The sequence below is a fragment of the Paenibacillus yonginensis genome, assembly GCF_001685395.1.
Taxonomy (GTDB): Bacteria; Bacillota; Bacilli; order Paenibacillales; family Paenibacillaceae; genus Fontibacillus; species Fontibacillus yonginensis.
In genome coordinates this window covers 1,036,646-1,050,087 of the sequence record NZ_CP014167.1, presented here as the reverse complement: position 1 = coordinate 1,050,087, position 13,442 = coordinate 1,036,646, and the positions used below count along the sequence as shown (strand labels likewise).

The following is a 13,442-nucleotide window of genomic DNA, read 5'->3' as shown; positions in this document are numbered from 1 at the left end:
ACTTTGTAAACCAAAATTTCCTTACATTTTGTCTTACAACACTAAATCATCCTCGTCATCGTCTTCTTGTTTTAGTTGCCTTACCGCTTCCCTGGCAAATCCTTTAATTTCCTTACCAATCTGCAGAAGCAACTTAATACTTTTTTCGTCGCCCTCTTTCGCCTTATCGGAAAGCGAGTTATAAATATCTTCCAGATCGCTGTCGAAGCGTGTATTAAGTAAGATAGCCACTAGATTCCTATATTCTTCCGTTTTTTCCCAAGATAGGAACCCATTCAGCGTCTTATTTCCAACAGTTTTTAAAAATTCTTTTTCGCTTTTGGGTCGCTTTGTTTGATCCCAATGTAAACTAAATTTCCACAAAAAATAAAGGCGTTTTTTATTGGGAACGCCTTTTAATGCTTCATAGATATTCATTTTCACTTCTCCCTAACATAAATTAGAAGGACTAAAGTAGCCGCTCACGCAAAATCATACTCTAAGCCCTCAAATTTGACATCACCAGTAGCCCGCACATTAATATTTTTCCCCTCAATGGTAATATCGCCATTACTTTCGGCTTTGATGGTTATACCCATGTCCATGGGTATTTCATAAATAACTAAGGTTGCTTTATAGATACGTCAACAATTATCACAATATTCAGTACTCCTGTTTTACAGCAAGTGAATTCTCTTCTTCTCCTTTAGATACATTTATCGTCTCCTTCGACTTCGCTCATTCGTCTTCAGGTTATCCGGTTCAATGTTGGAGTAACTATATAGAGTTAGGAATTAACTCAACTTTCGCACCTAGAAAAATGGCTTAAACCCTTGAGTGCGTAAGGATTATCGTAGACGATTCGGTGCTCAGCCGAAACCGGAGTAAAAAAGCAGAGCTGCTGGCCCGTGTGTTTGACCATGCCGCAGGTAAATACATCAAAGGCTACACGATGCTCACGCTCGGCTGGTCGGACGGTTTTAGCTTTGCGCCGCTCGACTTTGTCATGCTGTCTTCCGCTAAAGTGGCCAATCGGTTATGCGAAATGGCCACGAATCTCTCCAAACGCAGTCATGGGTACAAACGCCGGATGGAGGCCTTTTCCCGGAAGCCGGATGCCGTTGTTGCTTTGTTGGATCATGCGCTTAGTGCAGGATTCACCGCCAACTACGTGCTTATGGATAGCTGGTTTACACAGGCCCCCTTGCTTCGTCAACTTACCGCCAAAGGCCTTCCCGTAATTGGCATGGTGAAAGAAATGAAGCAGCGCTATCTGGTTCAGGGAAAGCGAATGACCCTGCGCGAAGTCTTTCAAAGTCTCTCTCCATCGCATGCCAAAGATATCAAAGATTCTGCCATCGTACATACGACCTGCGGTTTGCCCGTGAAGCTTGTTTTTGTCGCCAACCGGAATAAAAAACGGGAATGGCTTGCGATTTTGAGTACAGATGTCACACTGGATGCTGCTGAAATGGTGCGAATTTATGGCATGCGCTGGAGTATTGAGACCTTTTTCAAAGTCACAAAAAGCTATTTAAAACTAGGGACGGAATTTCAAGGACGCTCTTTTGACCAACTGATTAGCCATACCACGATTGTATTTAGCCGTTATTTGGCGATGGAATTCGAACGACGTCAATCGAGTGATGACCGGACACTGGGAGGACTCTTTTTCCTCTTTGCCGATGAAGTCCGTGATCTGGATTACCAGACTGCTCTTGAGCAGCTCATGCGTTTATTTCTTGACATGTCCCAAGCGAAGACGAAGAAAGATAAAGCATCTGTTTTTTGTCAACTACAGGATTGGATCTCCGGTTTACCCAGATATATCAAGGGATTGTTTGGAGATTTGAGCTGCGAAAGTTGAGGAATTAATTAAAAATTAAACATTAAAAATCATAGTCATAAAACACTTTTCTCATTAACACTTACAAATCCTCAAAATAGATTGACTAATTTTTTTGTTTATCCGTAAGTTTTCCACCATATCTGCGCTTAAGTATAGCCTTCCTGGTTATATGCAAAAACACAAAAAAAGGTCTACTTCAGTAAAATACTGAAATCAGACCTCCAGGAACTATTCCTCTAAAAAATCAAGCCTGTTGATTAACCACTAAATGGTAGAAAAAGAGTCGTCAACTCGGTAAAATGTTTGTACCCCTACAAACCAACCGAAAGGTGACGACTCCATGAAAAAGTCTATCACGATTGCTACAATCCTTCAATCCGTACTCACTCCCGAAGAAGTCGCGCTTGTAGTTAAAACCGTAGGATACACGGACAAAGCTCGAAAATTCACGGTCTATCATTTACTGCAATACTGGTGCGCCGCAGCAAGCGAGGAATGGTCGGGCTACCGTTTCGGTGCAGATTGTGCAGGCCGTAGTGGGTTGCCTAAAGTCCACTATTCTAGCTTTTCTGGCAAAGCTGCCGAGGTTCCGTTTGCTGTGTTTAAAGAGATTTTTCATCTCCTTGTTCGCAAATGTAATCGAGAAACTCGGAGAAAACTGGCCTTCCCCAAAGAATTGCTGCTCATTGACTCTACTACCATAACGGTAGGAAAGACACGGTTACCGTGGGCTCCTTACCACGGCGAACGCGCTGGAGTGAAACTGCATGTAGCCCTGCAGGATCGAAATATGCAACCGCTTAACGTTACGGAAACCATAGGCTCTAAGCATGATGGACCGATAGGTGAACTTCTCGAAAACAAGGCTCATATTATGGTCATGGACCGGGCTTATGGCAAACTGGAGCGATTGGATCGCTATAAGCAAGAAGGACAATCCTTTGTCATTCGATTGCGTGACAACGTTCATTTGGAGAAACCACGCGCCTTACGACGCGAACTCTCCGAAGGTTCTTCCGTCATTCGTGATATTACCTGTCAATTAGGCACGACGCAATGTCGGTCCGAGAAGCGTCACCGTGTAGTCATCTTTCGAGATTTTGAGGGGAGAGAAATTCGCGTCGTGACGGATTTGATGGGCATAACGGCTGAACAAATCGCACTGATTTATAAAGCTCGTTGGCAAATCGAGGTCTTCTTTCGCTGGATCAAGCAACATCTAAACATCCCAAAGTTATTTGGCACGACGGAGAATGCCGTCTACGGTCAATTATTCTGCGCATTGATCGTCTTTGTCCTACTGAAGTGGCTGTTCGACGGTCTGAAGCATACGATTCCTCGTCATCCAGCACTTTCTTTTATTCAGTTCACTCGCTTCCTTCTGCTCGGAATATTGCCGGTTGAATGGATCATTGGTTTACATCGACGGATTCAAGTGAATCATGACGTTAGTTCAGTTACATATTTTGGTTAATCAACAGGCCTGTAAAAAAATAGTAATTACAAAAGAAATTCCGATTTTAAATAGTATTTTGGTGTTTTTCATCAAGTTAAAACCTCTCTCTTTTTTTATAAACGGTTATCCTTTCTAAACCTTATTTGTCCTCATCATTTATGGTTATTTCATTATGTGATACAAACATTTGAACATTAATTACTTTTAATCCAAGCTCTTTGTTCCAATCACCTAGAGGAATAAATTGTTCTCCCCAGAGTGAATAAATGCTATCTCTTGGAATAGTTGTCTCCCTTTCGTTTCGAAGAAGCTTTACGTCTTTGTCATTTATAATGTAATTAATATTATAAGTGCTGGTAAAGTCATCTAAAGGTATATAATATTTGCCATTTAATTTGAATGTAGGATAATTAGTGTAATTTAAAATGACTTTATTTACTGATACAGATGTAGGCACATCCGGGAAATAACCCATCTTTATATCTTGAAAGCTATCCCAATAATAAAAATAATAATGATCACTAGCAGATGAGTTCTTTACTAGTTGGAGCGCCCCACTGGAAGCATCGTGGAGATAATTTGGTTTACGATCATTTATCGAATTGTAATAATCAATAAAATATATATCATTTGTTATCCAGTAAACTTTAGTTGCGCTAGATTGATCTTCGGAATCGTAAGATCTAATACTTTTTAAAGTTTTCATATCATATAAATATACTCTAGAAGATGTAACAGTAAAGCCTTTAGTTTTTTCAGCTATAATTAATAGATATTTCTGATTCGGGGAGACATATGGCCTTATATGATCATACTCTCCCGATACTAATAATGTTTTTTTCCCGCCTTTAATGGCATAATAACTTCTATTTTTACTGGGAGGCACTATCAATTTAAGTGTAAGATCACCGTAAAAGCTTTTATATGTCTCGACCCCCTTGGTATCAACTGTACTTATAGAAGAACTGAATGCTTTAACCTTTACTGTTGCTCCTTTTAAGCCACCATAATTCAGATAATATGACTGCTTGTTTGGATCGGGTTTTTGAAACCAAGTTCCTGGGTAATATATGGCGAAATTCATGGATTTGGGAGCAGGATCTATATAATATTCCATGTTAGTAAATTCTTGTTGCCGAAGAATCGTACCACCCGAAAAAAGCAACTTATTATCTATTAATGAATAGTAGTTTCTATTTTTATCACTAACTAAATATATCCCCAAGTCAGGATATAATGTTACATCGCTAAGTGAATCTTTAACCTTTCTGAGAGTCTGATTATCAAAATCAAACTCATAAATAGTATTAATTCTTTTTCCACCAATTGATTGATACATTACTGAGTAGGCCTTTATTCCTTTAGGAGTGGATACTACTGTTGAATAAAAGGTATCTACATACTCTGAAGGTGAAAAATGTTTTGTTAGAGATGGGTCATCAAACTCTAAATTGTCAACCTTAGCCAAACCGGTATTATAATCCACTTTACTAGCTTGAACTTTAACTATAGACTTGTTAATAACGTCCATATCCACCATATACCTATACCTTTCTGGCTGTTCTTGAGCCGTAGAGGAGGTAGTTATTGCTGGGAAGCTTACTATTATAGTAAGTAAGGTAAAAATAATTAGCTTAGTACGTCTAAATAAATTAGAATTCTGAAACCTCATACAGAATAGACTCCTTTACCATTTAGTTAGTTCTATTGTACTGCTATGGTCTTTAAAACTGAAACCAAATATTTACATTAGTAAGAAGAGATTGTATCACAACCGTTTCCTCCTGCAGTTCTTAGTTGATTCCCAAGGATGGTTACTAACTTCCGCAGTTTAAATCTTTTCAAATCAAAAGCACTCCGTTGAAACTGTATTAACAGCTCTTTGGAGTGCTTCTCTGTCTTATATTTGAATGTTTATATAATGTTTATGTCCGCTTCTTAAAATCTTCCTGGAAAAATAGCTATTGAAAGTAAGAACAGTCATTTCCAGAAGCGCCCCCATGAGAATTATTTACTTTGAGTTGAAAATTTCACCTACAGCCCACACCGTCCTCGTAATGTTTGGGCTGAGATCTACTCACAAAGTTCTTAGAAAGATCTGTAACACTTAAAATTTATCTATTTGGACTGAAAATCAAATAAATTGATTTTTGATAGTTCTATCCTCCATTTTACTTAGTCTACCAAAGACTAACCAACCTATGGTTGCTCCTAGTAATGCTATAAAACCGCTCGTAAAAAATGACTTGATGAGCGAAACACCCATAGTTACACTGAAAAAATCATATATCTCTGAATAGAGGGAGAAATTTAAAATATATGCTAGCATGAATGTCAGAATCCCCATACCAACTGCATAGGCTGCCACTTCGAGTATTGCTTTACCACTGGTTGTCCTTCTTAGCTGTCTTCCTGACCAAATGTGAAGAAATACAGGGACAAGATATACAATCCATGCAAACTTTATAGTCAAAGGACCTTCCTCATCACTTTCATCATCAGAAAAATAATGAGGGTAATCTGTTAGTTTAAATCCTTTTAATATAGAATACTTAAGACTAGTCCCCCCTTCTCCTTCTTCTGCAGTAAATGAGGTACTATTTAAATGTGCCATTTCCCAAAAATATCCGCCAAATTCAGTTGAGATAGTTAATCTTTCAGATGCAGACAACTCATCACTTCTAAAATCTTCATCTGAAGAGAGAAGAACAAGAGAAAGAAAGGCACATACGATGACACCTAAAAATGTTGTTATAAGAGCCCTAGCTATGGAGATACCAAAAGAACGATTTGAACCCAGGCTCTTTAATTCTTTGGGTAAACTTAATAGAGATCCTAACGATACAAATACAAAGCTAATAATAAAGCCATGTAGTAATGCACTACCAAAGCTATAATTTGTTGTCAAAGAAACCCTCTCACCATATATATATTGATTCACAGATGCACCAGCTAATAGAGAGACCAATGAAAATAACAATGAATAGACGATAGCGACTACGATAGATGAAGCTACTCTTTCAGCCGGAGAGCTATTAGGCAATTTTCGTCCCGACCAATATCCTACGATTAACAAAGTGACCATCGGAATAATCATTAATAATAGCAATCCGCCACTTGTCTTAATATGTACATTAAACAACGAAGAACCAAAGTCTAACCTAATCCCAACCATATGAGTAAGCATTAGTATATCCGTAGTTGAGATCAGCTTTAGTTTATTGGTGATCTCTGTCGGGACGACGGATGAAAGGCCATAGTCCAGCTCGGACATAATTATTGTTCTAAGCTTATTGTTTAATACAGTGCTGAGAGTCCAAGAAAGAAATGATGAAAAAATCAATGCAACTATTGAATATAAGAATGGGCTCCATATTTTTCTCATTACCGAAAACTTTCCCGACGTGTCTAGTGTACGTTTATCTACTCTAATTATCTGAGCTGTAGATTCAAATACATTAGAACTGTGTGTTTTAAAACTATCAGTTATTTTTTCCAGCGATGATCCGCAAGATACACAGTACAAACTATGGTTATCATTCTCACAACTGCACTTACTACAATAATGAATAGTTAAATCTTTCTGAATTATAAATTCTTCATTTAACGCTAACAAGGGACTTCCATCGTTATAACAATATAATGCGCCATCCATTGTCTTGGCACCACAGTGCTTACAATACATCTTCACACTTCCTTGAATGGGGATTTTAGTTCCAATACTTTAATGCCACAACATGGGCAATATTTTGCATTGAGGGGAATAAACTCACCACAATTATTGCACACCCGATCAACAGAATTATGCACCTCATCCTGTATATCCATCTTTGAGCCGCAAGTTCCACAGTATTTATCCGTACTATCTGTTATGTTTCCACAGTTACCGCAAGTATTATTTTGTTGCTTTAATGCCTTCAACTCTGTTAATTGTTTAAGAGACGTATAAATTTTTTGATCTATTTGGGCTAAATTTTGGATAAGTTCAAGCATCTCAGAATCGGAGATTTGCCCTGCCCTTATTTTAAAGTAAGCTAACTGCCCAAGTTCAGATAGTATTTTACTTTTTGTTTTAACAAGGTCATTGGCGCTTTTGTTTAATGCGTTTATCTCTTGAACCGTCTGCAGTTTCTGTTTTCCGTTCTCAATGCCACCCTGGAGCTTCGATAACCCTTCTCCCAGTAGATTTTGGAAATTGTTCAATATAGCCACACCCTTTTGATAATATAAATGCAAGATCACTGTTTCTAATTTCGTTAGACTTGTTATTTATGAAAATAATAATCAATTAATCCTAGTTTAATCCCTGAAACAATTTTATCCTGGTAATCTGAAGTACTAAGCAAGACATCTTCGTCTTTATTAGTCATAAAACCCATTTCAATAAGGATTGATGGCACCTTTAACCAGTTGAAACCGGTAAGATTATCACGTGATTTAACCCCTTTAAATTTAACCCCGGTTTTGCTAACGACTTGGCCTGAAACAACCTCAGCTATTTCTTTACTTTCCTCTGAAATAGATTTTGTATATTTGTTTTCTATTGACGGATAGAAAAAGGTCATGCCTTTAACTTTGCTATTCTCGCTCCCATCTGCATGTAATCGTATCATTACGTCTGCTTGTGCTTTATTGCATATTATTGCTCGCTCGCTATTAGAAATGTCGACTTCGTTTGTTTCGCGTACCATAATAACATCAAAGTCCCCAGTAAGAGCACTCTCTAATTTCTTCGCAACTTCCAAGTTTAATTGATACTCTGGTTTTTTAGTTTGTACTCCTTGTGTTCCTCCACTTACTTTTTCCTTCATTTTATTACTGCCGGGGGCATTTGGCTCCAAACTCAAATTCGCCTTTTTTTGATGGCCTGCTTCAATGCAAATAATTGGTTTCTCAACCGTTTCTTTGGTTGTATTTTGTTTGGGTCGAACTAAGTCTGCGTTATTTTCAAATGTATTGCTAGGGGATACATTTGTATCCCCTAATTCAGCCGAGGCTGTTGACTGTCTCAACACTAAAGATGCTGACTCATCAGGTTTAATATCATTGATACTACACGCTGTTATACTTATTAATAAGCACCCTATGAAGCAGAATCTGAATAATCTCATTATGGATTAATCACTCCAATAGTTTATGAATACTTGTTATTTACAACTAGTTATTAGGCCAAGGATCACCACTATACAATGCTGATGTTCCGTTTACATTTTTGCATGTTGAACCTGGATCTGTTTCGTTTTTATAAATTGAACATTCACTTCTACCAAAATCTCCAACTTTCCATTTGCTGGATTGGGGATCTTGGACTAAGGTATACGTATTCAAATCTGCTTCATATACCCGTTCCTGATTTAATTCTAATGGAAACAGCTTGAAAAATTTAACTTTATATCTACCATCAGGCTGTTGCTCAATAGACTCTGTTCTGTAATTCTCAAGGGGGTCTATTATCTTCGGAATGCCCTGATTACTTAAGTTGACATAATCTATTTCTATCCTATTTCTTAAATTCTGGTAAAAATTCGAATTATTCATCACATTATCGCTAACCAAACTAAAATCAAGATTGTTCACTGCATTAGCATAATTAACTTGGTATTCAAACAATCCATTCATAACTTGAATTGATTCTGCATCAATTTTACGTGTATATTCTAATGTCGAGGTTTTCGCAGTATAAGTATTTGAAGTCATCTCAACTGTAATTGGGAAATCCTCTCCTGGGCCGATGTTTTGCGCCGGCTTAAAGGTTAATTTATATTGCTTCACATACTTCTGAAATACATTCTGATATATATTCTGTAGTTCTGACTGAAGATCATCTTGTTCATCGATTGAAAAATAGCTGCCTCCAGTTTCATTAGAAATCCATTGTAGATCTGAAGAAGTACCTCCAAAACCAATCGTATAGATAGGTATACCCAATTGTTTTGACAGGTCGATAACAGATTGTGCTGAAGAACCGTAGTCGGAAACTTCCGTATTTTCACCGTCAGTAAACGCTATTATGTATTTTGGCCCATCTTGTAAATTCGTATCATATAAAGCTTTAGTTAACGAATCGTACAAAGCTGTCTTGCCGTTATCAGACTCTAATGTGCTTAAATAGGAGGTAATATATTTTCGATTAGGATTAAATGAGATGTCTGCAACATCAGGTGCGAAACTAGAGAAGGTTAATAAACCAAATTGTCCTCGGCTATTACTAGGAACATTATGTAGAAATTCTATTGCAGCACCCCGAACTAGATCCATTTTGGATTGTTCAGTCATTTCATTTGGCGGGTCCATCATACTGCCGCTCTTGTCTATTACTAAATCCACACTAACGGTATCAATATCGTTAACCTTGGAAACTTGAGTTACCGGTGAACCATTCACTTTGAACATTTCTCGAGTCAAATTCTCTGAATCTAATGCATTAGAGTAAGCATCATCAGAAAAAAGAGAAAAGTACACATCGACTTGGCCATTTTCATAATTAGATGAATCGACTTGGTTCACTTGGATAAACGCAGGTTCTAATTCCACATTTTTCGGTTCAGCAGTTGGTTCGCTAGTTGATTCCTTAGGTGATTCGCTAAATGATGGGGCATTATTGGAACTTGAATTTTGATTTGCACCGGTTACAACCTGTACATCGGAAGGACCTTTAGATGAATTCCAATACCATACTCCTGATATTCCTCCTATAAGAACTAAAACTGCTGCCGAAATCATTACCCATTTTGGATAAGTCATCTTTGAATTCTTTCTATTTTTGGTATTCTTGGATTCCATGGAATCTTGCCTATCCTCAGATGATACATCTTTAGCTATGCCATTTTCTCCAATGGGGGGAATTTGGGATACCTGTTCTTCAACCAAACCCGATTCGGTTTGAATTACTTTTTGTCCACATTCACCGCAAAATAAGTTTTTAGAGTTTAATTTTTTTCCACAATTTGTACAGTACATGTTTCGTGCTCCTTCCACAAAAAGAACTAATTCTCAAGTAATATTAACATTAAACTCCTAAATCTATCCATCATAATTTGAGTATATCAACCTAATAATACATTAAGTAGTCGAGAAGATGGTAATATATTGCGTTCTTTTGTCCTCATATGCACTTTTTTATCCCTCTAACTTATTATTGCTGTTCCTTCTAATGAGGTCGTTTACTTGACCTCCCAACATGGTAGATAATATCCCCTCTTTGGGTGGGTTTTGAAATAAATAATCGTAATCCAGCAACAGAGGACTCGTGCTTTGCCGGAATTTACCCATAATAACGAATGGTTTTACAACAAAACCAGTACCATAATTGGGGATATCGGCACGACACATATCTTGAAGGGAATCATGTTTAACTAGACTCCCAATCTATTTCTAATTATTTTTTTAACCTATTCAATGACTTTATCCAATAGTTCTCTAGGTTCAGATATTTCCAAATCTACAGATAACTCGGACAAATCTACATTGCCTAAGCGCCTTAAAGCTAACTCAAGAGAACGATTAATAAATGGAGCTCCCTCCTCATCGAGTTCCAAAGGCCAATGAAGCACTTTATTTACCTGCACCCGAACAAGTTTAGTTGGATACAAAAAGGATTGGAGATCGTAAATAAAAGTCTGGATTTAAATATTCCTCTAGGAAGCCATATGCCACATGAAATACATTGGCTCCCGTTTCTTGCTCAATTAAATCAATCTCCAGTTTTAGGCTTGCCAATGATCGACTATGAATACTCAATTTTTCATCTACAGATGTGACAGGCATTAGAATCATGTTCTCATTCTTAAGTTGATCTAATATCATGAATCCCTGCTCATCGGGCAAATTAGCAAAGTGAAAAGCATCAAAATGACTTTTTTGTAATTTTTAGAGACGAAAGCTGGTATTCTTCGCTGTTAAATCGGTTAATCGGTCTTGAAACTTGTGTAACAGATCTTGCAATTGGGATATCCCCTTTCAACTTTAATCGTTAGATTTAGTTAAATAAATGAAGAAATCAATGTATCTCTAGTACTTATGAATCAGGGTATATTATATTTATTGTACCTCATATAGGTAATATGTTCCTCATTATCCTGCTATGGGTATAAATGAATTGGGATTTTTATTTGCTTAATGCAGCCTTTTCTTATCGTGGATATGCTAGTTTAGTAGATAACCATATTTTACAAATGGTAAATGACTCTTTCGTTAATTCTATTATTATTGGATTGTAATAAAAAAGCAGCTTTAGTCCTAGAACGAATTAATTCTAAGGCTAAAGCTGCGGTAATTACATTTTCGATATAAACTAGTTCTTACAGCCAATTGAATCCGTGAACGTATGGGGTATTTTGAGAATCGAGTTAGGGGGTGTTACAATAAAAAAGACACAAAACTGAAGCTAGGTACTCATTTTATTTACGTGAGTGTTTTGCATAATTCCGTTTCAGAGAAGAAGCGATAGCATATTCACTGTCGTTAAGGGGTAATTTTCGAAAATGGTATTATATGGATGAAGAAAAGGGCAGACTTGCAGAATTTTAGAACAGCTCGTTTTTTAAGCGGCAGCCCGTTTTGAATGATGAGAAACGGCGAGCGCAGATGCAAGCAGAACAATGGCATTCAAATACTGGTGAGTTGTGACTTTCTGAATGCCCCGGACATGTGCGGCGTCTGCCGTCAAATAGGTTTTCAATCGGGAGTTGCAGCGTTCTACGCTGGTTCGTTCATTGTAAAGTTCCTTCCAACGCTTTGTATCCCGATGAGGGATGCTGTATCGCCGGAGATCATCCTTCGCATTTACTTTGACGACCATTCCATAGTTTGAAGACGAGCAGGCAGCCATGCCAAGCGGACAGTCGACTTTACCCGTGGCATGCGGGCAGCGAAATTTATGCATATCGCCGTCAACTCCCCAGTATGTCATCGCATAACCCATGGAACAGCACGGTGTTCCGTTCGAGGTCATGCCAGCAGGCGGTTCCTTCTCCCCCCGAAGATTAAGGGGAATGATGGCTTGTGCCTTGACGTTGCGGGCGGCCTCATAAACTTTCATTTGGTCGTAGCCCGCATCGAGTATGAAAAATCGTGTGCTCGTCCTGGACGCTGTTTTCTCGATCAGGCCCGGCGCCATTTCTCCATCATTGACATGCGCCGGCGTTACTTCCAAGGCGATCGGCAATTCACTTTTCGTATCGACCGCCAGATGAATTTTGTAACCAAACCATGTGATTTTATTGCCGAAGGAATCAATTTTTGCGCCCCAGTTCGCATTACCCGTTTGCTCGCTTTTGCGTTTGGGCTGCTTTTTCTCGTAAGCGCGGAGAGCGGCGCTGTCTATGGCGACGTTACTGCCTTCTATGATACCTTCCTGCTGACAGCGTGTGACCAAATCCTCAAAAAGCCGTTTTGCCAAGTCCTTTCTCGTCAGTTCTGAGAAAACTCGGCTTAATGTGGATATGGAAGGAGCTTCTCGATCCAGCGGAAGACCACACTGATAACGAAACCGGAGATCCGTATCCAAACGCTTATGCAACCCTGAAAAGGTACTTATTCCTTCAAGCGGCGCAGCCAAGAGTGCTCGTAGAATACCTTGTCTGCAGTATCCCTCAGCGCCTCGGGGTGAACGGCTTCTCAGTTCCTTGGCATACGGTCTCAGATCGAGAGAGCTGAAGAAGATCGGCAATCTCTCCTTGGGTTGAATTTTTAAAAGTTCTTCGAAGGAAAACAGACATTCTTGGAGAATATACAAAGTGACTTCCTCCATCCTTGAGGTTTTTGGGTTTGGTCACTTGAAAACTTCTCCAAGTTGGGGTGAAGTCCCTTTTTTATGTCCGAAAATCCTTACGGCTCAAGGCCTCAGATTACTGCAAAACGCTCACGTAAGAATGAAGGCTTTCGATTAGAAACTTTACCACTCAGGGTTTCAATGTACTCAACGTCTTCTCCATCCTCTGAAGGTCCCCAATAAATACGTTCGTTTAACTGTTTTTGTGATGATTTAGCAACTTCTTTGAAGCAGCCAGCTTGGGGAATCTGTTGAACATGATTAGCTCCCATTTTACTGCCCTTTCCCTTAGGACGTTTTTTCATTTTACAGCTCTCCTACCTGATCGAGAATAGGACTCAAAAAAATAAAACTGCCGATTGTTCTCTAAAATTGCCAATTGTTTA

General features: G+C 38.5%; 10 protein-coding genes and 1 pseudogene. 2 read left to right on the top strand and 9 right to left on the bottom strand.

Annotated elements, in window-relative coordinates; genetic code table 11:
- Window positions 1-33: 33 nt before the first annotated feature.
- Window positions 34-417 (bottom strand): hypothetical protein, encoded by a 384-nt coding sequence (locus AWM70_RS04820; protein WP_068694582.1) that lies wholly within the window; start codon window positions 415-417, stop codon window positions 34-36.
- 412 nt (window positions 418-829) lie between these two features.
- Here AWM70_RS04820 and AWM70_RS04815 point away from each other — a divergent pair.
- Window positions 830-1,846, top strand: a pseudogene (locus AWM70_RS04815) (IS4 family transposase); the annotation flags it as partial.
- A gap of 322 nt (window positions 1,847-2,168) precedes the next feature.
- Window positions 2,169-3,302, top strand: a complete 1,134-nt coding sequence (locus AWM70_RS04810; RefSeq protein ID WP_068694581.1) for an IS4 family transposase — start codon at window positions 2,169-2,171, stop codon at window positions 3,300-3,302.
- A gap of 121 nt (window positions 3,303-3,423) precedes the next feature.
- Here the strand turns inward: AWM70_RS04810 and AWM70_RS04805 are convergent, their stop codons facing one another.
- From AWM70_RS04805 to AWM70_RS04770, 8 genes are all read right to left on the bottom strand, one after another.
- A complete protein-coding gene (locus AWM70_RS04805) occupies window positions 3,424-4,956 on the bottom strand; it encodes a hypothetical protein (RefSeq protein WP_068694580.1) in 1,533 nt (510 codons plus the stop codon).
- Window positions 4,957-5,418: 462 nt separating this feature from the next.
- Window positions 5,419-6,471 carry a DUF7978 family protein gene (locus tag AWM70_RS04800; protein WP_169823404.1) on the bottom strand — a complete coding sequence of 351 codons (1,053 nt, stop codon included), beginning with the start codon at window positions 6,469-6,471 and terminating at the stop codon, window positions 5,419-5,421.
- Window positions 6,472-6,971: 500 nt separating this feature from the next.
- Window positions 6,972-7,496: a zinc ribbon domain-containing protein gene (locus AWM70_RS04795; RefSeq protein WP_169823403.1), complete on the bottom strand. Its 525-nt coding sequence runs from the start codon at window positions 7,494-7,496 to the stop codon at window positions 6,972-6,974.
- Between the two features lie 53 nt (window positions 7,497-7,549).
- Window positions 7,550-8,395, bottom strand: a complete 846-nt coding sequence (locus AWM70_RS04790) for an N-acetylmuramoyl-L-alanine amidase family protein (RefSeq protein WP_083180130.1) — start codon at window positions 8,393-8,395, stop codon at window positions 7,550-7,552.
- Between the two features lie 46 nt (window positions 8,396-8,441).
- A complete protein-coding gene (locus AWM70_RS04785; protein ID WP_068694577.1) occupies window positions 8,442-10,244 on the bottom strand; it encodes a VWA domain-containing protein in 1,803 nt (600 codons plus the stop codon).
- 618 nt (window positions 10,245-10,862) lie between these two features.
- Window positions 10,863-11,051: a DUF4011 domain-containing protein gene (locus AWM70_RS24265; RefSeq protein ID WP_418303209.1), complete on the bottom strand. Its 189-nt coding sequence runs from the start codon at window positions 11,049-11,051 to the stop codon at window positions 10,863-10,865.
- A gap of 775 nt (window positions 11,052-11,826) precedes the next feature.
- Window positions 11,827-13,020, bottom strand: a complete 1,194-nt coding sequence (locus tag AWM70_RS04775) for a transposase (RefSeq protein WP_016311143.1) — start codon at window positions 13,018-13,020, stop codon at window positions 11,827-11,829.
- 107 nt (window positions 13,021-13,127) lie between these two features.
- Window positions 13,128-13,361, bottom strand: a complete 234-nt coding sequence (locus tag AWM70_RS04770) for a hypothetical protein (RefSeq protein ID WP_068694575.1) — start codon at window positions 13,359-13,361, stop codon at window positions 13,128-13,130.
- Window positions 13,362-13,442: the final 81 nt, after the last annotated feature.

Bases quoted from the DNA above. Each gene is read 5' to 3' on its own strand.
- AWM70_RS04785 (WP_068694577.1), bottom strand. From the start codon at position 10,244: ATGTACTGTACAAATTGTGGAAAAAAATTAAACTCTAAAAACTTATTT.
- AWM70_RS04810 (WP_068694581.1), top strand. From the start codon at position 2,169: ATGAAAAAGTCTATCACGATTGCTACAATCCTTCAATCCGTACTCACT.
- AWM70_RS24265 (WP_418303209.1), bottom strand. From the start codon at position 11,051: ATGCCTGTCACATCTGTAGATGAAAAATTGAGTATTCATAGTCGATCA.
- AWM70_RS04820 (WP_068694582.1), bottom strand. From the start codon at position 417: ATGAATATCTATGAAGCATTAAAAGGCGTTCCCAATAAAAAACGCCTT.
- AWM70_RS04800 (WP_169823404.1), bottom strand. From the start codon at position 6,471: ATGCTTACTCATATGGTTGGGATTAGGTTAGACTTTGGTTCTTCGTTG.
- AWM70_RS04770 (WP_068694575.1), bottom strand. From the start codon at position 13,361: ATGAAAAAACGTCCTAAGGGAAAGGGCAGTAAAATGGGAGCTAATCAT.
- AWM70_RS04805 (WP_068694580.1), bottom strand. From the start codon at position 4,956: ATGAGGTTTCAGAATTCTAATTTATTTAGACGTACTAAGCTAATTATT.
- AWM70_RS04790 (WP_083180130.1), bottom strand. From the start codon at position 8,395: ATGAGATTATTCAGATTCTGCTTCATAGGGTGCTTATTAATAAGTATA.